General features: G+C 68.4%; 17 protein-coding genes and 1 riboswitch. Of the genes, 9 read left to right on the top strand and 8 right to left on the bottom strand.

What is annotated here, in order from left to right:
* Positions 1 to 61: 61 nt before the first annotated feature.
* The gene (locus tag AC6CHY_RS18265) at positions 62 to 322 is read right to left on the bottom strand and encodes a DUF4235 domain-containing protein (RefSeq protein ID WP_217390141.1); all 261 of its coding nucleotides are present in this window, start codon (positions 320 to 322) and stop codon (positions 62 to 64) included.
* 71 nt (positions 323 to 393) lie between these two features.
* Positions 394 to 515, top strand: a riboswitch (TPP riboswitch).
* Between the two features lie 54 nt (positions 516 to 569).
* On the opposite strand from AC6CHY_RS18265, the gene AC6CHY_RS18260 reads away from it, so the two are divergent.
* Together AC6CHY_RS18260 and AC6CHY_RS18255 are read left to right on the top strand one after the other, a co-directional pair.
* Positions 570 to 1,193 carry an ECF transporter S component gene (locus AC6CHY_RS18260; RefSeq protein ID WP_217390142.1) on the top strand — a complete coding sequence of 208 codons (624 nt, stop codon included), beginning with the start codon at positions 570 to 572 and terminating at the stop codon, positions 1,191 to 1,193.
* A gap of 30 nt (positions 1,194 to 1,223) precedes the next feature.
* On the top strand, positions 1,224 to 3,578 hold the full coding sequence (locus tag AC6CHY_RS18255; RefSeq protein ID WP_498227741.1) for an ATP-binding cassette domain-containing protein: 2,355 nt from the start codon (positions 1,224 to 1,226) through the stop codon (positions 3,576 to 3,578).
* A gap of 84 nt (positions 3,579 to 3,662) precedes the next feature.
* Here the strand turns inward: AC6CHY_RS18255 and AC6CHY_RS18250 are convergent, their stop codons facing one another.
* Positions 3,663 to 4,121, bottom strand: a complete 459-nt coding sequence (locus AC6CHY_RS18250) for an NUDIX domain-containing protein (protein WP_217390144.1) — start codon at positions 4,119 to 4,121, stop codon at positions 3,663 to 3,665.
* Between the two features lie 57 nt (positions 4,122 to 4,178).
* A complete protein-coding gene (locus AC6CHY_RS18245) occupies positions 4,179 to 5,054 on the bottom strand; it encodes an aminodeoxychorismate lyase (RefSeq protein WP_217390146.1) in 876 nt (291 codons plus the stop codon).
* Positions 5,055 to 5,154: 100 nt separating this feature from the next.
* Here AC6CHY_RS18245 and cls point away from each other — a divergent pair, with 100 nt between their 5' ends.
* Both cls and AC6CHY_RS18235 read left to right on the top strand, forming a co-directional pair.
* Positions 5,155 to 6,645 carry a cardiolipin synthase gene (gene cls, locus AC6CHY_RS18240; protein ID WP_217390148.1) on the top strand — a complete coding sequence of 497 codons (1,491 nt, stop codon included), beginning with the start codon at positions 5,155 to 5,157 and terminating at the stop codon, positions 6,643 to 6,645.
* A gap of 351 nt (positions 6,646 to 6,996) precedes the next feature.
* On the top strand, positions 6,997 to 7,407 hold the full coding sequence (locus AC6CHY_RS18235; protein WP_498227717.1) for a hypothetical protein: 411 nt from the start codon (positions 6,997 to 6,999) through the stop codon (positions 7,405 to 7,407).
* A 38-nt stretch (positions 7,408 to 7,445) separates the two neighbouring features.
* On the opposite strand, the gene AC6CHY_RS18230 is transcribed toward AC6CHY_RS18235, so the two are convergent.
* The 5 genes from AC6CHY_RS18230 to AC6CHY_RS18210 all read right to left on the bottom strand — a co-directional run bounded on the left by AC6CHY_RS18230 (position 7,446) and on the right by AC6CHY_RS18210 (position 12,890).
* Positions 7,446 to 9,488 carry a chorismate-binding protein gene (locus AC6CHY_RS18230; RefSeq protein ID WP_498227715.1) on the bottom strand — a complete coding sequence of 681 codons (2,043 nt, stop codon included), beginning with the start codon at positions 9,486 to 9,488 and terminating at the stop codon, positions 7,446 to 7,448.
* Complete coding sequence (locus tag AC6CHY_RS18225; RefSeq protein WP_217390152.1) at positions 9,478 to 9,987, bottom strand: low molecular weight protein-tyrosine-phosphatase; 510 nt, start codon at positions 9,985 to 9,987, stop codon at positions 9,478 to 9,480. The genes AC6CHY_RS18230 and AC6CHY_RS18225 overlap by 11 nt, the downstream gene beginning before the upstream one ends.
* Before the next feature lie 111 nt (positions 9,988 to 10,098).
* A complete protein-coding gene (locus AC6CHY_RS18220; RefSeq protein WP_217390159.1) occupies positions 10,099 to 10,719 on the bottom strand; it encodes a LysE family transporter in 621 nt (206 codons plus the stop codon).
* Between the two features lie 52 nt (positions 10,720 to 10,771).
* Positions 10,772 to 12,262 carry a glycoside hydrolase family 1 protein gene (locus AC6CHY_RS18215; protein WP_217390161.1) on the bottom strand — a complete coding sequence of 497 codons (1,491 nt, stop codon included), beginning with the start codon at positions 12,260 to 12,262 and terminating at the stop codon, positions 10,772 to 10,774.
* A 163-nt stretch (positions 12,263 to 12,425) separates the two neighbouring features.
* Positions 12,426 to 12,890 (bottom strand): MarR family winged helix-turn-helix transcriptional regulator, encoded by a 465-nt coding sequence (locus AC6CHY_RS18210; protein WP_498227712.1) that lies wholly within the window; start codon positions 12,888 to 12,890, stop codon positions 12,426 to 12,428.
* Positions 12,891 to 13,048: 158 nt separating this feature from the next.
* On the opposite strand from AC6CHY_RS18210, the gene AC6CHY_RS18205 reads away from it, so the two are divergent.
* The 5 genes from AC6CHY_RS18205 (at position 13,049) to AC6CHY_RS18185 (ending at position 20,718) form a co-directional block, all read left to right on the top strand.
* Complete coding sequence (locus tag AC6CHY_RS18205; RefSeq protein ID WP_498227739.1) at positions 13,049 to 15,145, top strand: MMPL family transporter; 2,097 nt, start codon at positions 13,049 to 13,051, stop codon at positions 15,143 to 15,145.
* 257 nt (positions 15,146 to 15,402) lie between these two features.
* Positions 15,403 to 17,169 carry a DEAD/DEAH box helicase gene (locus AC6CHY_RS18200; RefSeq protein ID WP_217390165.1) on the top strand — a complete coding sequence of 589 codons (1,767 nt, stop codon included), beginning with the start codon at positions 15,403 to 15,405 and terminating at the stop codon, positions 17,167 to 17,169.
* A gap of 302 nt (positions 17,170 to 17,471) precedes the next feature.
* A complete protein-coding gene (locus AC6CHY_RS18195) occupies positions 17,472 to 17,945 on the top strand; it encodes a hypothetical protein (RefSeq protein ID WP_217390167.1) in 474 nt (157 codons plus the stop codon).
* Between the two features lie 341 nt (positions 17,946 to 18,286).
* A complete protein-coding gene (dnaK, locus tag AC6CHY_RS18190; RefSeq protein ID WP_217390169.1) occupies positions 18,287 to 20,143 on the top strand; it encodes a molecular chaperone DnaK in 1,857 nt (618 codons plus the stop codon).
* A 14-nt stretch (positions 20,144 to 20,157) separates the two neighbouring features.
* Positions 20,158 to 20,718, top strand: a complete 561-nt coding sequence (locus AC6CHY_RS18185; RefSeq protein WP_217390171.1) for a nucleotide exchange factor GrpE — start codon at positions 20,158 to 20,160, stop codon at positions 20,716 to 20,718.
* The last annotated feature ends 124 nt before the right edge of the window (positions 20,719 to 20,842 follow it).

Below are 20,842 nucleotides of genomic sequence, written 5' to 3'. Positions count from 1 at the left end.
CAGCGCCGGAAACGACTCGGGGGCCCACGGGAAATCCGTGGGCCCCCGAGTCATTGGTGGCTTAGGCCTTTTTGGCGAACCGGGCCAGGGCCCTTTGGGTGCCGCGGTCGGTGAGCACCTGGATCAGGGCGGCGGTCGTGGCAGAAAGGACGGCGAAGGCAATCGCCTGGCGCATGCTGGCCTCGGCCTGTGCTTCCTTGTTGCCTCGCTTGGGCGGTTGCTGGCCGGTGAAGCCAAGCCATGCCTTGTCGACGATCTTCCCGCCCAAGAATCCTGCGGCAATGGAAATAACTGGGCCGATAAGTTTCATCAAACTGTTCATGGGGACTCCCAAATGTTGCGGGCAACGGTACCTGCCCCAGCATAGCCTGAGGTAGCATCATAGGACTGAAACAATCACGACAGGGGAGCGTCGTGCGAAGCAATTCGCACCAAGGCGCTGAGAGTGCGGAGAACCGCAGACCCTCGAACCTGCCCCGGCTAGTACCGGCGAAGGAAGTCGAGTTCTCAGGGGTGCGTTGAAACAAACGTTTTCCCTCCCCTCCTTGTATCCAAGGAGGATCACGATCATGAGCACCACCAACCAGCCCGCCGGGCCCAAAACGGCAACCACGTCCTGGCGCGTCGTCGACATCGTCATTGCAGCGGTCATCGCCGTGTCCTCGGGCGTCATCTTCTGGGCCTGGAACAGCACCCACCACCTGCTTGACTTCCTGTTCCTGGCCTTCCCGCCCTCGACCGCACTGGTCTCGGGCATGTGGCTCTTTCCCGCGGTGCTCGGCGCCTTGGTCATCCGCAAGCCCGGCGCGGCCCTGTTCTGCGAACTGGTGGCGGCCATGGTGTCCGCGCTGATGGGGTCCGAATTCGGGCTGACGGTGCTGACCTCCGGCCTGATCCAGGGCCTGGGCGCCGAGGCGGTCTTCGCCGCGTTCCGCTACCGCAAGTTCAACCTGCCCGTGGCCTTGCTGGCCGGTGCAGGCGCCGGGCTCTTCGGCAGCGTCAACGACACCTTCATCTTCCGCTGGTACCCCGAATACACCACCGGCATGCTTTTCGCCTACATCGCGTTCATGACCATCTCGGGCATCGTCATCGCCGGGCTGCTGTCCTTCCTGGCCACCCGCGCCCTGGCCAAGACCGGCGCCCTGGGCGCCCTAGCCAGCCGCAAGGCGGCCACCGAACCCATCCTCTAGGACGCGGCCGCCATCATGTCTTCACCTTCGATGCTGCACCGTGAGGCCGACGCCCCGGGGCAGGCCCGCCGGCTCTCCGCGCCCGTGTCCGTCAGCGCCCGCAACTGGGGTTGGCGGCATGCGGACCGCGCCCAACCGGCCCTGTGGGGCCTTGACCTGGACATCCGCGCCGGGGAGCGGGTCCTGCTGGCCGGGCCCTCGGGCGCGGGCAAGTCCACACTGCTCTACGCGCTGGCAGGGGTCCTGCACGAGGACGACGAGGCCTATTCCTCCGGCGAGCTCCTGCTGGACGGAACGCCCGTGGCCCAGGGCCGCGGCCTGGTCGGGCTCATGCAGCAGGATCCCGAAACCCAGGTCGTCCAGGCCCGGGTCGGTGACGATGTGGCCTTCGGCGCCGAAAACCTCTCCGTGCCGCCGGAGGAGATCGCCCGGCGCATCGTCGACGCCCTGGACGCCGTGGGACTCGACGTCCCCCTGGAGCACCCCACCGCGGCGCTCTCGGGCGGGCAAAAACAACGCCTGGCCCTGGCCGGGATCCTGGCCATGGGCCCGGGACTCGTCCTGCTGGACGAGCCGACGGCGAACCTCGACCCGGCCGGCGTGCTGGAGGTCCGCGACGCGGTGATCCGTGCACTCGACGCCACCGGGGCGACCCTGCTGATCGTCGAACACCGGCTGGAGGCCTGGGCGCCGCACATGGACCGGGTCATCGTGCTGGAACCGGGCGGGGGCATCGCCCACGAGGGAACCCCGGACGAGCTGTTCGGGCCCGGCGCCGTCCGCGGGGAACTGATTTCCGCCGGGGTCTGGGTGCCCGGATACACCCCGGCCATCGAGGCCAGGCCGAACACAGGGAGCAGCGGAGCACTGCTGCTCGAGGCCGGTTCCCTGGCCGTCGCCCGGAAGCGCGGCGGCCCGGTCGCCGCCGGCGGGCTTGAGATGCGGGTCGCGGCGGGCGAGGCCTGGAGCGTGCGCGGGGCCAACGGCTCGGGCAAGTCGACCTTCGCCCTGACCCTGGGGGGCCTGTTGCCCCAGGCCTCCGGCACGGTGCTGGCCACCGCGGAACTGGCCGCCGGATCCGAGGCGCGCCCCTACCACTGGCGGGCCACCGAGCTGGTGGGCCGGATCGGTTCGGTGTTCCAGGAACCCGAACACCAATTCGTCACCAACACGGTGGCCGAGGAGCTGGCCTTTGGCCCGGCGCACGCGGTCAAGCCCGGCACCCGGGAACCGCTGTTCACGCAGCCGGAGATCGAGTCGCGGGTCGAGTCGTTGCTGGCCCGGCTGCGGCTGGGGCACCTGGCCGAGGCAAACCCCTTCACCCTTTCGGGCGGGGAAAAGCGCCGGCTCTCGGTGGCCACGGTCCTGGCCTCGTCCCCGCAGGTCCTGATCCTCGACGAGCCGACCTTTGGCCAGGACGCCAATACCTGGCGGGAGCTGGCACTGTTGCTGCGCGAGGAACTGGCGCATGGCACGGCGATCATTGCCGTGACCCACGACGCGGATTTCGCCCGCGCCCTGGGCGCCAACGAGTTCGTCCTCGATGCCCCCGGCGGCCGGGACGGGAACCCGGAGACCGGGGCCCGCCCCGGGTTGCTGCAGGCCGATGCCCGCGGCGGGGCCAGTTTCCTGGGCCGGGCGAACCCGCTGGCCAAGCTGGCCGCGGTGGCGCTGGCAACGATCCCGCTGGTGGCCTCGATGGACTGGGTCAGCAGCTCCCTGGTGGTCCTGGCGACGATCCTGGCGCTGCCGCTGGCAGGGCTGTCGATCCCGCGTTTCCTGGCCCGGGGCTGGCCACTGCTTCTCGCCGCGCTCTTCGGGGCCTGGGGAACCGCGCTGGTGGGCAACGACTCCGGTGCGGTGCTGCTGGACCTGGGCATCTTCGACATCACCGAGGGCTCGCTGGCGGCCGGTGCCGCCACCGGCATGCGTGCCTTCGCCGTGGCGATCCCCGCGGTGCTGGTGCTCTTCACGACCGACCCCACCGACCTGGCCAACGCGCTGGCGCAAAAGGCGCGGCTTCCGCACCGCTTTGTGCTCGGCGCGCTGGCGGGCATGCGCCTGCTCGGGTTGCTGATCGAGGAATGGACCACCCTGGGCATGGCCCGGCGCGCCCGCGGCGTGGGCAGCCGGGGTTCGGTGGGGCAGCGGATGCGCGCCAACCTCGGGCAGGTCTTCGGCCTGCTGGTGCAGGCCATTCGGCGGGCCTCGCGGCTGGCGATCACCATGGAGGCCAAGGGCTTCGGGACCAATGCGCGCACCTGGCTCAGGACCTCGGCGTACGGGCGGCGGGATGCGGCCATCGTGGCAGCGGGGCTCTTGCTGGGCGCCGCCGCCACCTGGGCCGCGCTCGCGCTGGGAACGTGGAACCTGGTCTGGACCTAGGCCAACGCACGGGCGGGTCCCGGTCCCGGTGCATCGCAAGATGCATCGGGACCGGAACCCGCCAGTTTTACGCGGTGCCGCCGGCTAGGGGAAGCCCAGCGAGGCGATGGCCGGCAAGGTCCCGGCGGCAAGGTTTTCCAGCACGTAGCGTTCGTGTTCCGGCATGGGAGCAGGCAGCCTGTCCAGGTCGAACCATTCGATGGCTGCGCACTTCTCCGGCTCCATGATTCTCGGCTCCCCGTCCCAGCGGTTGGCCGCGAAGAAGAAATCCACGCGCTGGGCGCGCGGGGCATCCCCGCCGTTGGTGCGGTGCAAGGTGGACAGCGGGAGCAGGTCCCGCGGATCCAGTCGCAGCCCCAGCTCCTCGGCCGCCTCGCGCACCGCGGCGGCATCCACCGATTCCCCCGGCTCCACGTGCCCGGCCGCGGCGCAGGCCCAGTGCCCGTCCATGAAACCGGTGTTCTGGCGCAGCTGCAACAGCACCTGGCCGCCGCGGCGCAGCACCACGTAGGCGGCGGGCACCAACTGGAACAGTTCCTGCATGGGGAAACCTCGAATCTTCTCCGGCATCCGCCGGGGGAGCGGATGCGAAAAGCGCGTTTATTGGATGGCGTCGACCATGGCGGTGAGTTCGGCATGTAGCTGCCCGTCGCGGGCAATGGCGGTGCCGTCGATCGAGTTCACCGGGGTGAGCAGCCGGACGCTGGACACCAGCCAGACGCCCTCGGCATCCATCAGGTTCTCCGGCGTCAGCGGCCCGTAGCCAAGCTCCCACCCTGCCTCCCTCGCGGCGGCAAAGATGGCGCCCTGGGTGGTGCCCGGCAGGATGCCGGTTTCCAGGGTCGGGGTGATCAGCCGCTTGGTGTCCCCGTCGCGGTGCGCGATCAGCACCGTGGAGGTCGGGCCCTCCAGCACGATTCCGTCGCTGGAAAGGAAGATGACGTCGTCGGCGCCCATCTTCTTGGCGTGGCGCAGGGCCGCCATGTTCACCGCGTAGGACAGCGTCTTGGCACCCATCAGCAGCCAGGGCGCGCGCTCGGCGACCCTCGAGTCGTAGCCGCGGTCCAGGAAGATCACCGAGACCCCGCTCTGGCGCTGGCGGCGTCCCAGCTCGGGGGCGGCGGAGACCATGACCCAGGAGGTGCCGTGGTCCTGCCCCTCGGTGCCGCGGGTGGCCACGAGCTTCACGACGGCTTCCTCGGAGGGGTTGGCGGCATCGAATGCAGCCACGGCGGTCGCGATCGCCGCGCGCCAGGCCTCCTCGTGCGGGACCAGCAGGTCGCAGGTCGAGGCCGAGACCCGCAGCCGCGCCAGGTGGGCATCGAGCTTGCGCACGATCCCGTTGGTGTACAGCGCGGATTCGAAGATCCCGTCCCCGCGCGTCACCCCCTGGTCAAGGACCGAGAGCTGTGCGGTGGCGGCATCGGCGACGCGGCCGGCGGGATAATCGCGGTCAAGGAACACAAGTGCAGTCATGGGTACCAGATTACCGCCGCGAAAGTGGTTCTCCGGCTAGCGCCGTGCGGGCGGTAGTCTGGGGTATGGCCGGGAAACGGGCTCTGGCAAGGAGGGATCCATGGAGGCAGGCAGCGACGCGCTGACCCTTGGCGCCGCCCTGTGGTCGATCGCCGTGGGCATCGAGCTCACCATCCGCATCACCATGGTCGGAATCGTTCCGGGCAACCGCCGCCCCACCACCGCGATGGCCTGGCTGCTGGCCATCTTCTTCCTGCCGGTGGCGGGCCTGCTGCTCTACCTGCTCTTCGCCAACATCAAGCTGTCGAGGCGGCGCATCGAACGCCAGCGGAGGGTCAACGAATCGATCCTCGAGGCCACCCAGCACCTGACCGGGGGCACCTGGGCCCCCGACGCCCCCGACTGGGTGCTCTCGGCGGTCGAGTTGAACCGGAGGCTGGGCGCGCTGCCGCTGCAGGCCGGCAACGCGGTGGAGTTCATCACCGGCTACAAGGAATCCCTCGAGGCGATGCGCCTGGAAATCGACAGGGCCCGGCGCTACGTGCACGTGCAGTTCTACATCATCGGCGACGACGAACAGTACGTCGCCCCGCTCCTGGACGCCCTGGAACGCGCGGTCGCCCGCGGGGTCAAGGTCAGGGTGCTCTTCGACCACCTGGGGTCGCTGCGCGTCAAGGGCTATTTCTCGCTGATTCGCAGGATGAGCGACGCGGGCATCAACTGGCGGCGGATGCTTCCGCTGGCGCCCTTCCAACGACGGTGGCGGCGCCCGGATCTGCGCAACCACCGCAAGATCGTGGTGGTGGACGGGCAGGTGGCCTTCACCGGCAGCCAGAACCTCATCGAGCCCGGATACAAGCGGGCCTCCGCACACAAGATCGGCCGGGAATGGGTCGAGCTCATGGTCAAGGTCCACGGCCCGCTGGTGACCAGCCTGGACGTGGTCTTCGCAACCGACTGGTCGCAGGAGTCCGACGGGGACCTGCTCCACGACCTGGCCGCGGTGGAAGAGGCGATGGTCGAGGCGCCGGATGCGGGGGAGGACCTCGGGCAGGTGGTGCCCAGCGGGCCGGGTTTCGAGGCGGAAAACAACCTGAGGCTGTTCAACACGCTGATCTATTCGGCCACCGAGCGCCTCTCCATCACCAGCCCCTACTTCGTTCCCGACGACTCGCTGCTCTACGCCATCACCACCGCCGCCCAGCGCGGGGTGGCGGTGGAACTCTTCGTCTGCGAGAAGGGCGACCAGGCCCTGGTGCAGCATGCCCAGCAGTCCTACTACGAGGCCCTGCTGCGGGCCGGGGTGCGGATCTACCTCTACAAGGCCCCGGCGGTGCTGCATTCAAAGTGCATGGCGGTGGACGACGACGTGGTGGTGATGGGATCCTCCAACATGGACATGCGCTCCTTCTCGCTGAACCTCGAGATCACGCTCATGCTCCTGGGCCCGGACCTGGTCAACGAGCTGATGAAGGTGCAGGACAGCTACCGGGCGAATTCGACCGAGCTGACCCTGGAGCAGTGGAGCCGGCGCACCCCGGTGAACCGGTGGATCGACAACGTGGCACGGCTTTCGGCGACGCTGCAATAGGCCCGCGGGCCCGATGCCCACCACCGCCCGTCGGCTTCGGACTTGACTCCCGCCGGGCGCCAGGTCTCCTCGCGGTCGGCCGCGGCACCGGGGATGTCATCGCCGCCGGAGCGCAGCGCGCCGATGAACAACACCCGCATGATCCCTCAGCCGATTTCATCCATCGGGGCAAGCGATGCCCCCTGGCGGCCACGATGCCGGCGTCCCGCGCCTTGGGGGCAGGGGAGCTGTCGGCGGACTCCCAGCCGCCCGGATCGCAGGCCGGCCAAGTCAAACAGGATTCAAGAAGTACTCCCCGGAGGCTCCGCCTAGAGTGGGAGACGTAAACCAGAGGACCGAAAGGAACAAGCCGTGAACACGACCTTCAGCAAAGAGGAAAAGGCAGCCATGCGGGCGGCCGCCGCCGAGGCAAAGGCCGCGAAGATCGGCGCCGACCTTGAGGCGGCGTGCCTTGCGGCCATCGGGGAAATGACGGGCACGGACAAGGAACTGGCCGAGACCCTGCACGCGCTGGTCAAGAAGCACACGTCCCTGGGTGCCAAGACCTGGTACGGCATGCCGGCCTACACCAATGCCGACGGCAAGGTCGTGGTGTTCTTCCAGAGTGCCGCCAAGTTCAAGGTGCGGTACGCCACCATCGGGTTCCAGCCGGACGCGAACCTCGACGAGGGCAATTTCTGGCCGAGCTCCTTTGCCGTGACCAAGCTGGCGGCCGCCGACCAAAAGCGCCTGGTGGAGCTGCTGAAGAAGGCCGTCAGCTAGTCCGGCCACCCGGGGAGCCCCCCGCCGTCGGGCGCCGGCTAGCTGCCGGGGAAGACGCTGCCGAGGGCCGAGAGGACACCGAAGGCCTTGGTGCGGACCTCGTCCCATTCCTCCTGGGGCGAGGAATCGGCGGTGATCGCACCGCCCACGCCCAGGGACAGGTCCCAGCGCCCGGAGATCTCTCCGCGAACCATGACCAGGGTGCGGATGACGACCGAAAGGTCGGCGGCGCCGGTGGCGGAAAAGTACCCGACGGCACCGGAATACAGCCCGCGGGCTGCCCCGTCCTCCAGGGTATCGAGGATCTCCATGGTGGAGACCTTCGGCGCCCCGGTCATGGACCCGGCGGGGAACGCCGCGGCAATGGCCTCGGCGCGCGGTGCACCGGGACGCAACCTGGCGTCGATGGTGGAGACCATCTGGTGAACGGTCGCATAGCTTTCGATCGCGCACAGCCGCGGCACCGAGAGGGTGCGGGGATCGGCGAAATGCGACAGGTCGTTGCGCAGCAGGTCAACGATCATGATGTTTTCGGCGCGGTCCTTGGGCGAGGACGCCAGCTCCTCGATCAATGCCTGGTCAGCTTCGGGCGTTGCCCCGCGCGGCCTGGTCCCCTTGATGGGCTCGGCACGCATCCAGCCGTCGGAACCGATCGACATGAACCTCTCGGGGGAGGTGCTGGCCGCGGCCATGTCGCCAAAGCGCAGGTAGTGCGCGAAGGGTGCGGGATTCGCCGCGCGCAGCCTCAGGTAGTTTTCCCACGGGTCGCAGGGCACCGCCTCCGCACGCAGGGACGTGGTCAGGCAGACCTCGTAGCTGTTGCCCAGGCGGATCTGTTCCTGCGCGGCACGGACCTTGCCCAGGTAGGCGGGGCGGTCATCGTGCGGGGTGAAGGCAGCGGCGGGTTCCAGGTGCGCGGGCACGGGGACGGCGGCGGGAAGCTGCGGCAGCAGCTGACGGACCCGGTCGAAGAAGCCCTCGGCGTCAGCGGCCGCGGTGGCCAGCAGGTGCACCGTGGAGGCCTGGTGGTCAACGACGACCACCTGGGAGGGCCTGATCAGCGCGGCATCCGCCGGTGCTGCCGGAGCCCCCGGCGCGGGAGGGACGTCGCTGCCGCCGGTTTCCCGCTTGAGCTCGTAGCCCAGGTAGCCCAGCCAGCCGGGAACATAGGGAAGCTCGCCCTGCGCCGGCAGGAAGCCCGCGGCGTCCCAGCTGCGGGCGAGCCAGTCGAAGAAGCCGCCGGTGAGCCTGGCGGTCGCGGTGCCCTCGCGCAGGGTCCCCGCCCCGCCGCGGTGTTCATAGACCGCGCAGTGATCGGTGGTGGCAGCGGCCATGATCGAGTAGCGGTTGCGTTGGCGCGGGTCGGCGAACCCCAGGTTGCTGGATTCGAGCAGGACCGCGTGGTCGTTCCCGGCATACAGCGCCTCGAAGAGCGCGGCGGCGTCGGGTGCCGCGGGCAGCGCCGTGTGCACCGGCGCCTGGGCCGCCGACTCGGTGCGTTCGGGGGCCAGTGCCGAGGCGCACCGGGACAGCGACATCAGCGCGCGCAGCACGTGGTGCGGGGCGCTGCCGTCGGCCCGGTTTTCCACGGTCACATCGGCGTGCCCGGGTACGTCATCGGCATCGAGGTAGGTCCCTTCCTGGGCCGCCCAGCGGTCCCAGTGCGCGGCAAAGACCTCGCCGTCGCGTTCAAGTGCCCGGGACTTGCGCGTTTCGTCCGGCACCTGGACCCACACCAGGGCGTCGAGCAACCCGCGGGCGGCGGCGCAGCCTGCGCCTACGCCCTCGATGATGACCACGGGGGCAGGGGCGAGCGTGGCGCGCGGACCGGGGGCGCCTGCCGCCCAGTCCCAGCCGGTCCAGTCGGCTGCCTCGCCGCGGGACAGGGGAGCCAGGACGTCGGTGACGTAGGAGTGCGTGCCGGCCTGCAGGCCGTCCCAGCCGGGGTAGATGTCCTCGAGGTGGAAGAGGGCCACTTCGCGGTGGCGGCGCAGCGCGGTGGCAAGTTCCGCCGCCAGCGTGCTCTTCCCCGCTCCGGACCGTCCGTCGATGCCAAGGACCAGTACGGGGCTAGTTGCCACGTTGGGGCATGGTGTGTGCGCGCACGTAGTCGAGGACTCCCGGGATGGCGGCGTTGACCATTTGCCAGCACAGGCGGAAGTCGGCCGAATCGCCAAACCACGGATCGTAGATTCCCTGGCCCTCGACCGGGGCCGAGGCCAGGGTCGTGTCGAAGGATCGCATCATGCGCAGGTCGGGGCGGGGTGCCGAGGGATCGGCCGGCAGCATCTTGGCCAGCGCCGCGAGGTGCTCCTGGTCCATGGCCAGCAACAGGTCGGCGCCGGTCACCATGTCGGCGTCCAGGACCCGCGCCACGTGCTCCTCGGCGTTGATGCCGTGGGACTGCAGGATGGCGGCGGCCCGCGGGTCGATCCCGTGGCCGGCCTCGCCGTCGCTGGTGCCGGCGGACTCGACCAGGACGTCGAGGATTCCTGCATCGCCCAGGGCGGTGCGAATCATGTACTCGGCCATGGGGGAGCGGCAGATGTTTCCCGTGCACACTGTCAATATCCGGAACATGGTTTTAGTCTAGGGCCCTTACGCACCTAGTGACAGGCCCAAACACGGTTCGCGGCGATGGTTACCGGATTGTGCCCTTGGGCGCGCGTGCCACCGGTGTGGGGGCGGGGCCTAGTGGATGAAGACCAGCAAGGCCGCGACGAAGATGAACAGCGTGCCGAAGACGAGGTTCAGGATCCGCTGGCCGCGGGCGGTGGCCGTGAAGCGGCTGAAGCTCTTGGCCGAGGCGGCAAAGAACAGCCACATCACCACGATGTCCACCGCCACAATGGTTCCGATGAAGATGAGGTATTGCGGCAGCGCGGGCGCATCGAGCCGGATGAACTGCGGGGTGAAGGCCAGGAAGAACACGATGGCCTTGGGGTTGAGCAGGTTGACCCACAGTCCGCGCCGGAACATCGCGAGCGCCGATTCGCGGCCCTTCACATCGATCTCCTCCGCCCCCTGCGGCCTGGCCAGGATCAGCCGCACGCCCAGGTACACCAGGTACGCGGCGCCGGCGTAGCGGATCGCGGTAAAGGCCATCGGCGAACGGGAGACCAGCAGCCCGACGCCTGCCGCGACGACGACCACGTGCACCAGAAGCGCCGCCTGCTGGCCCAGGATTCCCCACATGGAGCGGCGGAAGCCGGAGTTCAGCGAGTTGGTCATGGTGTTGATTGCCCCGGCGCCCGGGGTGAAACTGATCAGCGTCGAGGCGCCAAGGAGCGAGAGCCAGAGGGAAAGAGTCACCGCTCAAGTTTAGGGCAGCCCGGCGGCAGCCGGGAGCATGCGGAAACCGACGCTAGGGACGGGCCGGCAGGCGGTGCGAGGCCGCAACCTGCGCATACCAGCGGGCGGAGGCCTTGGGGATGCGGGCCTGGGTGTCGTAGTCGACCCGCACGATCCCGAAGCGCTTGTCGTAGCCGAAGGCCCACTCGAAATTGTCCATGAGCGACCACACCAGGTACCCGCGCACATCCGCGCCCTTCTCCATGGCCCGGTGGGTGGCGCGCAGGTGGGCATCGATGAATGCCAGCCGGTCCGCCGAGTCATCCACGAAGCCCGCCGCGTCCGCAACGTCGTCGTAGGCGGCCCCGTTCTCCGTGATCACCATGGGGATGCCGGCCGGGCCGGTGTACAGCTCCTGCAGGCGCAGCAGCAACCGTTCCAGCCCCTCGGGCTGCACCTCCCAGTCCATGGCCGTGCGCGGCAGCCCGCGCGAGACCCTGCTGACGTGCTCGCCGCCCACGATCGGGGAGCGGCGGGGCAGGCCCCGCTCTGAGGCGAACACCAGCGGCGCGGCGGTCGCCGGCGGCAGCGCGCCCGAGGCGACCAGTTCCCCGTTGTAGTAGTTCACGCCCAGCACGTCGAGGGGGGCCGCGATGACCTCCAGGTCGTTGCCCCGGATGTGCCGCTCCAGGCCTGCCCCGGCCATGTCCTCGAGCACGTCCGCCGGGTATTGGCCGTGGAAAATCGGATCGAGGAAGATGCGGTTGAAGGCGCCGTCCACCCGCCGGGCGGCATCGACATCGGACCCGCTCGCGGGGTCCGCCGGGTCGGCCACGGTGAAGTTCAGCGTGATCCCCAGCCGGTGTTCCTTGCCCGCAACCTCCCGCATGGCGGTGGTGGCCAGCCCGTGCCCCAGCAGCAGGTGGTGCGCGGCCGCCACCGCCTCGGCCGGGTCCGTGTGCCCGGGGGCATGCTCGCCGCCGGCATAGGAGAGGAAGGACGAGCACCACGGTTCGTTCAGCGTGGTCCACTGGCCGACGCGGTCCTTCAGGTGCTCGAACACCTCCAGGGCGTAGTCGGCGAAGCGGTAGGCGGTGTCGCGGTTCGCCCATCCGCCGCGTTCCTGCAGGGCCTGGGGCAGGTCCCAGTGGTAGAGGGTGAGCCACGGGGCGATCCCGGCCCCCAGCAGCTCGTCGACCAGCCGGGAGTAGAAGTCCAGTCCCCGCGGGTTCAGTGCCCGGTCCCCGGGCTTGATGCGCGCCCAGGAAGTGGAGAACCTGTAGGTGTCCAGTCCGAGCTCGGCCATGAGCGCCACATCCTGCGGCATCCGGTGATAGTGGTCCGCGGCAATCGATCCGTCGTGCCCCCCGAAGACGGCGCCGGGCACCCGGCAAAACGCATCCCAGATGGAATCCTCGCGGCCCTCCTCGTGGGCGGCGCCCTCGATCTGGAACGCCGCGGTGGCGGAGCCGAAGCGGAATCCGGGCGGAAACTCCAGGGTGCGCGTTGAATCGAATCCGGCGGCAAGGGAACGGGGCGTGCCCGTGGTGGGGAGTTCGGTCATGGCGGGGACTGGTCCTCAACGATCATGAACGCACCAGCGTTCGGCCGACGGTTGCCACGAGCCTAGTGCGAATCGCCGCTGTGGGCCAGAGGCGGCGGGCAGGGCCGGGGGGAGGAGCCCTTTCCGGGACCTGCGCCCGTGCCGCGCTCGCCGGGGAGCGCGGCTAGGGGTGTTCCGCGGCGTTCCGTGCCCTGTCCACGCCGGCCGCCGCGTCGGCCATGAAGCGGGAAACCAGCTTCACTTCCTCGTCGGTGTAGGTGGAAATGACCTCCATCATGCTCGCCGCCAGGGGCGCGAACATGGCACGCCCGTCGGCCTGCGCCTTCGGGGTCATCTTGATCCGGACCACGCGGCGGTCCCTGTCGATGCGCAGGCGCTCGATGTGGCCCACGCGCTCGAGCCGGTCCAGCATGGCGCTGGTGGCCGGCGAACTAAGTTGCAGGGTCCGCGAGAGGTCGCCCGGGGTCGGAGGGTTTCCTGCACGTTCGAAGCGCATGATGACGGCCAGGGCGTTCATATCCGTGCGGTGGGTCTTGTGCCGGGTCCCGGTGGATTCGACGTAGCGGTCCGATGCCTGGCCGAACTGCTGAAGTAGCAGGACGAGTTCGAAGGCGGCGGCGGGATCCATGGTGAACATTCTATGCCGCCACTTGAAATAGTTCCATTATGGAAATACTCTTTGATGGAGACGTAATGGCAGGTGGGCGCAAGGCCGCCCGCACAACGAGGGGTTGGATCGTGGGAAATCAAGTCATGGAGGCCGGGACGGGCCCGGCCCGGCGGGGAATGAATCCCCGGCCCGGAACGGGCAAGGCAGTCTTCCGCGCGGTGCTTGCCGTGGTGCTGGTCGCCCTCTGGCTGGGCGTCGCCGGAGTTGGCGGGCCGACCTTCGGCAAACTCGGCGAGGTGCAGACCAACGACCAGGCGGCGTTCCTGCCGGCCACTGCCGAGGCGACCCGGGCCCTTGAATGGCAGTCGAAATTCCGCACCTCCGACGCCATCCCCGCCGTGGTGGTGATAGCCGGCGAATCGGCGATCGACCAAGGGGAAATCAAGGCACTGGCGGCATCGCTGAAGAACCTGGACGGACTGGACGGCGACATTGTCGGCCCCTTCGCCTCCGAAGACGGACTGGCCGCCCAGTTGCTCGTTCCGCTGGATGGCAGCGGCGAGGTCGAGGACGCCGTCAAGGCCCTGCGGGCAGAGCTCGACTCCCTCGTCCCCGACGGCACCCGCGCCCATGTCACCGGCCCGGCCGGCTTCAGTGCCGACCTGGTCGAGGCCTTTGGCGGAATCGACGGCGTGCTGCTGGGCGTGGCCCTCGGTGCGGTCTTCCTGATCCTGCTGCTGGTCTATCGGTCGGTCCTGCTGCCGCTCACGGTATTGTTCACTGCCGTTGCCGCGCTCTGTGCGGCGATCCTGGCCGTCTACTTCATGGCCAAGGAGGGATGGATCCGCCTCGACGGGCAAAGTCAGGGCATCCTGTCCATCCTGGTCATCGGTGCGGCGACCGACTATTCGCTGCTGCTGGTGGCCAGGCACCGGGAAGCCCTCTCCGGCGGGCAGGACCGCTGGGCGGCTGCCGCAACGGCGTGGAAGCGCTCCGTGGAACCGATCCTGGCATCCGGCGGCACCGTGACGGTCGGCCTGCTGTGCCTGCTCTTCTCGGACCTCAATTCCAACAAGGCGCTGGGGCCCATCGGAGCCAGCGGCATCGTTTTCTCCATCATTGCCGCCCTGAGTTTCCTGCCAGCCGCGTTGGCGCTGCTGGGCAGGAAGGCCTACTGGCCATTCATGCCCAAGCCGGAGCTCCAGCTGGCCCCCGAGGCGTTGCCCGCTGGCCTGTGGGGACGCGTCGCCGGATTTGTCGGCCGCCATCCCCGACCCATCTGGGTGCTCACCGCGCTGGTGCTGGCCGCCGGGGCGCTGGGCATGACCCAGCTCAAGGCCTCGGGTGTGCCGCAGAGCGAATTGGTCCTGGGCCAAACCGATTCCCGCGACGGGCAGGTCGTCCTGGGAGAACACTTCCCGGGAGGAACCGGAAGCCCCTTGTTTGCCGTCGTCGATGAAGCCAAGGCGAGCGGACTCCTGGACACCGTCGGGGATGCCGACGGGGTGGCCTCGGCCTACCTCCAGGCCGCGGACGGCGGGCCCGCGCTGTCACAAGCCGGCCGGGATCCCCAGGTCGTCGAGGGCCGCATCCTGATGTCAATCACCCTGGACGACGCCGCCGACTCCGATGCGGCCAAGGCCACGCTGGTTGACCTGCGGGAGCTGCTGCACCAGCAGGACGCCGCGTCATTGGTCGGCGGAACCACCGCCACCCTGAGCGACACCGCGACCACCGCGCAGGCGGACCTGGTCAAGATCATCCCGCTGATCCTCGGCGCCATCCTACTCATCCTGATGTTGTTGCTGCGTTCGATCCTGGCCCCGGTGCTCTTGGTGGCCACGACCCTGCTGTCCTACGGGACGGCCATGGGCGTCTCGGCCTGGGTCTTCAACGGCATCTTCAACTTCGTCGGAGCAGACCCCTCGGTTCCGCTCTTTGGCTTCGTGTTCCTGGTGGCGCTGGGTGTGGACTACAACATCTTCCTGATGACCCGGGTCAGGGAGGAATCCCTGGACCACGGGACGCGTTCGGGGGTCCTGCGCGGTCTGGCCGTCACCGGAGGGGTGATCACCTCCGCGGGCGTGGTGCTGGCAGCCACCTTCGCGGCCCTGGGCATCATCCCCATCATGTTCCTGGTGCAGCTGGGCTTCATCGTGGCGTTCGGCGTGCTGCTCGACACCCTGGTCGTGCGGTCCCTGCTGGTTCCGGCGCTGGTCCGCGACATCGGCCCGAAGGTTTGGTGGCCAAGCAAGCTGGGACGCACAAGGTAACGGATCTCTCGTTCGGCGGCGGGCCGGGTACTGCTAAGCTGGATACTTGTAGATCGGTAAGGTGCGAGCACTCTGCTTGCAATCCGAGGGTCTATGCGTCGACAGACTGGATTTCCCGATCCGCCGCCTGATCCGTTTCCCCTCGCGGGAGACACTTGCGGCCGGTCGATGTGCGCCTAGCGCCATCTTGGCTCTCTCTTTCTTCGGCGACCACGCGCGCCGAAACCGTCGTGCGAAGCTTTGAGAGAAAGTACCACGTGAGTCCTTCATTCACTTCCCTTGGCGTGCCCGCAACCTTCGCCGACGTCCTCGCGTCGCAGGGAATCGAGAGCGCATTCCCCATCCAGGAAGCCACCCTTCCCACCACCCTGAACGGCGGAGACGTGCTCGGCCGCGGCCAGACCGGCTCGGGCAAGACCCTTGCCTTCTCCCTTCCGGTGGTCGCCCGCCTGGCCGCCAACCCCAAGCCGCGCAAGGCCCGCTTCCCGCGTGCCCTGATCATGGCACCCACCCGCGAACTGGCCACCCAGATCGCCAAGGTCGTTGAGCCGCTGGCCAAGGCCGTGGACCTGCGCGTGGCCGTCGTCTTCGGCGGCGTCTCGCAGCTGCGCCAGGAAAAAGACCTGAACGCCGGCGTTGACATCCTCATCGCCTGCCCGGGTCGCCTCGAGGACCTGCTCAAGCAGCGCGTCGCCGACCTGTCCCGCGTGGAAATCTCCGTGCTGGACGAGGCCGACCACATGGCCGACCTCGGCTTCCTGCCGGTCGTCAAGCGCATCCTGGACCAGGCCCCCCGCGGCATCCAGCACATGCTCTTCTCCGCCACCCTCGACAACGGCGTGGACAAGCTTGTCCAGCGCTACCTCGAGAACCCGACCGTTCACTCGGTCGACGCCCCGACCGCCGCCGTGAACACCATGGAGCACCACGTGTTCCTGGTGTCCAACGACGACAAGAAGGAACTGGTCCGCACCCTGGCCTCGGGCGCCGGGCGCCGCATCATGTTCATGCGCACCAAGCACCACGCCAAGAAGATGGCCGTGTGGCTGTCCAAGTGCGGCATCCCGACCGTCGACCTGCACGGCAACCTGAGCCAGAACGCCCGCGACCGCAACCTGGCCGCGTTCTCGGCCGGGGACGCCCGCGTGCTGGTGGCCACCGACGTCGCCGCCCGCGGCGTGCACGTCGACGGCGTCGAGCTCGTCGTCCACATCGACCCGCCGGCAGAGCACAAGGCCTACCTGCACCGCTCGGGCCGCACCGCCCGTGCCGGTTCGGATGGCACCGTTGTCACCATCGCCACCCCGGACCAGCAGGGCGACGTGAAGTCGCTGCTCAAGGCCGCGGGCCTGAAGGTGCCGATGGTCAAGGTCACCCCGAACGCACAGGTCGTTTCCGACGTCGTCGGCGAGCGGGCCGAGCCGGTTGCGTACGTTGCACCGCAGCTGCGCAGCACCGCCACCGTCCGCAAGGACACCTTGAACGACTCGGACGCAGCAGGCGGCCGCGGCCGCCGCCGCGGCGGCCGCGGCACCGCCAAGAGCGCCGGAGGCGAGGGACAGCGCCGCGAGGAAAACCGCGGCGAGCGTCGCACCGAGAACCGTGGCGGCAACGCCCCGGCCGGACGCGGCGGAGAGCGCCGCACCGAGAACCGCGGCGAGGGCCGTGGCTACGCCGCTGCCGGTGGCCGTGGCGGGGAACGCCGCAACGACAACCGCGGTGCCGGCGCCTCGGCTCCGCGCGGTGGCGAACGCCGCACCGACAACCGTGCCGACCGCCGCACCGACGTGCGCCAGGACGACCGCGACGTGGCCCGCCGCAGCGCAGTACCCAACCGCGGTTCGGCAGCGGCCCGCAACAACTCGGGCCAGCGCCAGGGTTCCGGCGCCGGTTCCCGCCCCCGCGGCGGCAACACCATCGCCGAAGCGCTGGGAGCTTCCAAGGTCGAGGCAGCAACCGGGGCAGGCCGTGGACGCGGTCAGCGCCGCGCCTCGTCGCCGGCCTCGAACGGCCGCAACTTCTAAGGCCATTCCCGCCGCCGCGCGCGGCAGGGCTTGAGCCATTGGCTGGGTCCGGGTTCACAACGAATGTTGTGGGCCCGGGCCCAGCCTGCTTTAAGGGATGAGGGGGATCCCTTCGGCTTCATCCCTTCGTCTGAATCCGGCGGGTTGCGGTTCCCGGGAGATCATCCCTAGGATCCGCGGGGGCGGCGGGACTGTCCAATAACCTTGGGGAATCAGCGCGGCAGGATCCGAAAGACTCGAATTACCTGTCGCCGAGGACGCCCGCACGCGCGGCAACTACACCCACGACCTTGGAGACAGCCTTGATTGAATCACTGCAGGAGTTCACGTCCAATTTTCCTCCCGCCCTGCAGTGGCTGGCCGTGATGCTGGCGGCTGCCGTTCCGTTCATCGAGTCCTACTTCGGCGCGGCGCTCGGCGTTGTCATCGGCATTAACCCGGTGATCGCCATCCTCGCAGCGATCGTGGGCAACGTTGCTTCCATGCTCCTGCTGGTCAACGGAGCCCACCTCGTGCGCCGGAAGATCGCCAGGGAACGGGAGGTCCCGTCGCTGAAGTACGTAAAGCTGCGCGCGGCCTTTGAGAAGTACGGCATCGCCGGCGTCAGCCTCCTGGGGCAGACCATCCTGCCCAGCCAGATCACCTCCGCCGCGCTGGTGTCCTTCGGCGCCGCCAAGGAGAAAGTCGTCTTCTGGCAAATCATTTCCATCATCCTGTGGGGCGCCACCTTCGGCTTGCTCGCCTTCCTGGGAGTGGACCTGGTCCTGGGCGGCTGACCCGCCCGCCGCGGGGGTGTCGAGGGCCCCCGGCGACCACGGGTGCCGATACCCGCACGGGACCGGCGCCTCGAGGGGGGCACGGCGGAGTATGAGGCCCGAACCGGCCGATCTCTATCAGCGAACGGCTTTCACAGAAAACTCCAAGTTCCCCGTAATTCCGGGGAACTTTCCTGCTTTTCGGACATCAATCAGCGCTTCTCTTGCAAAGTTGAGCCATATCCACTCAACTTTGAATTGACATCGATTTGCCGCCGAGTAAACTTGAGTCCAGAACGCTCAACCGGTTGAATCCGGTTTGGACGTTGGTTCATTTTCCCAAGGTAATGAAGGAGCACCCCATGTCACGTGCCGTAGGTATTGACCTCGGAACCACCAACTCCGTTGTATCCGTCCTCGAAGGTGGCGAGCCCACCGTCATCGCAAACGCCGAAGGCAACCGCACCACCCCGTCCGTCGTCGCCTTCGCCAAGAGCGGCGAGGTCCTGGTTGGCGACATCGCCAAGCGCCAGGCCGTGAACAACATCGATCGCACCATCGCCTCGGTCAAGCGCCACATGGGCACCGACTGGTCGGTCGCCATCGACGACAAGAAGTACACCGCGCAGGAAATCTCCGCACGTACCCTGATGAAGCTCAAGACCGACGCCGAGTCCTACCTGGGCGAAAAGGTCACCGACGCGGTCATCACCGTTCCGGCCTACTTCAACGACGCCGAGCGCCAGGCCACGAAGGAGGCCGGCGAGATCGCTGGCCTGAACGTCCTGCGCATCGTCAACGAGCCGACCGCAGCGGCCCTGGCCTACGGCCTGGACAAGGGCAAGGAAGACGAGCTCATCCTGGTCTTCGACCTCGGCGGCGGAACCTTCGACGTCTCCCTGCTGGAAGTCGGCAAGGACGAGGACGACTTCTCCACCATCCAGGTGCGCGCCACCTCGGGCGACAACCGCCTCGGCGGCGACGACTGGGACCAGCGCGTCGTTGACTGGCTGCTGGCCCAGGCCAAGCAGAAGGGCGCCGACCTGTCCAAGGACAAGATCGCCCTGCAGCGCCTGAAGGAAGCAGCGGAGCAGGCCAAGAAGGAACTCTCCTCGGCCACCTCCACCAACATCTCCCTGCAGTACCTCTCGGTCACCGCCGACGGCCCGGTCCACCTGGACGAGCACCTTTCCCGCGCCAAGTTCCAGGAACTGACCAACGACCTGCTCGAGCGCACCCGCAAGCCGTTCAAGGACGTCATCGCCGAAGCCGGCGTGAAGGTCGCGGACATCGCACACGTGATCCTCGTCGGCGGCTCCACCCGCATGCCCGCAGTAGTCGACCTGGTCAAAGAACTGGCCGGCAAGGACGCCAACAAGGGCGTGAACCCGGACGAGGTCGTCGCCGTGGGCGCTGCACTGCAGGCCGGCGTGCTGAAGGGCGAGCGCAAGGACGTGCTGCTCATCGACGTCACCCCGCTGTCCCTGGGCATCGAGACCAAGGGCGGTGTGATGACCAAGCTGATCGAGCGCAACACGGCCATCCCGACCAAGCGCTCGGAGACCTTCACCACCGCCGAGGACAACCAGCCCTCGGTTTCCATCCAGGTCTTCCAGGGCGAGCGCGAGTTCACCCGCGACAACAAGCCGCTGGGCACCTTCGAGCTGACTGGCATCGCCCCGGCGCCGCGCGGCATCCCGCAGGTCGAGGTCACCTTCGACATCGACGCCAACGGCATCGTCCACGTTTCGGCCAAGGACAAGGGCACCGGGGTTGAGCAGTCGATGACCATCACCGGCGGCACCGCTCTGTCCAAGGACGACATCGAGCGCATGGTCCGTGAAGCCGAGGAGCACGCCTCCGAGGACAAGGCCCGCCGCGAGGCAGCCGAAACCCGCAACGCCGCCGAGCAGTCCGCCTACTCGGTCGACAAGCTCATCAAGGACAACGCCGACAAGCTGCCCGAGGAGGTCAAGACCGAGGTCCAGGCCGACGTCGACGCGCTAAAGGCAGCCCTGGAGAAGCAGGACAACGACGACGAGGTCAAGGCCGCGTTCGAGAAGCTGCAGGCATCGCAGACCAAGCTGGGCGAGGCAATCTACTCGCAGGCGCAGTCCGAGGGCGCAGCAGCGGCCGACGACGCCGAGGCACCGAACGCCGACGAAGACATCGTCGACGCCGAGGTCATCGACGAAGACGACGAAAACGTCAAGAAGTAAGGGGCGCATCGACCATGTCAGAGGAAACTCACGACGAGGGTGCCTCCAAGGAAGAGGTCACTCCCGTTGACGAAGCCCACGACTCGGGTGACGCGTTGAGCCAGGCCGAAGCCATCCTCAACGAGGCAGGCAGCGAGGCCGGGGAAGAAACCCCGGTCAGCGACAAGGAAGCCGAATTGCGCGACGACCTGTTGCGCCTGCAGGCCGAATACGTCAACTACCGCAAGCGCGTCGAGCGCGACCGGGACGTGGCGCGCGAGGTCGCCGTCCAGTCGGTCATCACCAACCTGCTGCCGGTCCTCGATGACATCGACGCGGCCCGCCTGCACGGCGACCTGGTCGACGGGCCGTTCGCCTCGATCGCGAACAAGCTCGACGCGGTGCTCGAGGGCCTCGGCCTTCAGCGCATCAACGAGGCCGGCGTGGAGTTCGACCCGAACGTGCATGAGGCACTGATCCAGCAGCCGCACGCCGAGATCCCGGCGGACCACGTGGCGCAGGTCCTGCGCCCGGGGTTCAAGAAGGGTGAGCGCATCCTCCGCGCGGCCCAGGTGATCGTCTCCCTCGGGGAATAGTCACCAACGGCGGCACCTGCAGAAATGCAGGTGCCGCACCCCCACCAAGGTGCGGCGGCTCGCAGCGTTTCCAGTGATGGAACCGGCGATCCGCCGCATACTTGGTGGACACCACATCACGGAT

Source organism: Paeniglutamicibacter sp. GQ140 (genome assembly GCF_059759235.1).
Note: the sequence above shows the minus strand (reverse complement) of the source record. Positions and strands in the feature narration are given on the sequence as shown.